The 737-nt window shown below is 77.2% G+C and carries 1 protein-coding gene; it reads left to right on the forward strand.

From position 1 onward, the window contains the following. The coding region (locus tag B7767_RS40965) for a condensation domain-containing protein (protein WP_256923755.1) at positions 1 to 737 on the forward strand (737 nt) is incomplete at both ends.

A 737-nucleotide genomic window follows, 5' to 3' on the forward strand; every position in this document is an offset into this window, starting at 1 on the left:
TCCTCGCCGAGGAACTGTGGACCTCGTACACCGCGCTGTGGCACGGCGGGCCCGCGCCGCGACCGGTGCCGGCGGCGCCGGACTTCGCGCGGTACGCGGCGAGCACGCGGCACTCCGGTGTGCCGGACGCCGTCCGGCACTATTGGGCGGAGCGCCTCGCCGCGCGCGGCACACCGCTGCGGCTGCCCTACGACGGTGATCCCGACGCTCCCGCGACCGGCCCGATCGTGCAGCACCACGGCGCGTTCGACGCGGAGTCGAGTGCCGGTCTCGAACGGCTCGCCGCCGCGCACGGCGTCTCCCTGTTCCACCTGCTCCTCGCCGCGTACGTGCGCTGTCTCGCGCGGTGGACGGGGCGCCGGGACATCGCCGTGAACGTGGCCAGGGCGGGCCGCGACGACCGGTTCGACGGAGTGGACCGGCTCGTCGGTCCGCTCGCCGACACCCTGCCGCTGCTGTGCGAGGCGGACGGCGAGGAGCCGGTCGTGGCGCTGGCGGAGCGACTGCGCCGCCGGTGGCTGGAGAGCGAGCGGCACGCCGGGGTGAGCAGCCTGGACCTGGCCGGGATGCTGCCCGGCACCGGTACCGGGCCCCGCACGGTGAGCCCGGCGGGCTTCAGCTTCGCCCGGTTCCCGGCCGCGGCGGCACCCGGCTGCCCGGTGGAGGTGCGGGCGACCGCGGCCGGCACCGGGTCGGCGACGACCCGGCTGTCCCTGCTGTGCTGGGCGGACGGTCCG

The organism is Streptomyces sp. 13-12-16 (assembly GCF_002114215.1).
Classification (GTDB): Bacteria; Actinomycetota; Actinomycetes; order Streptomycetales; family Streptomycetaceae; genus Streptomyces.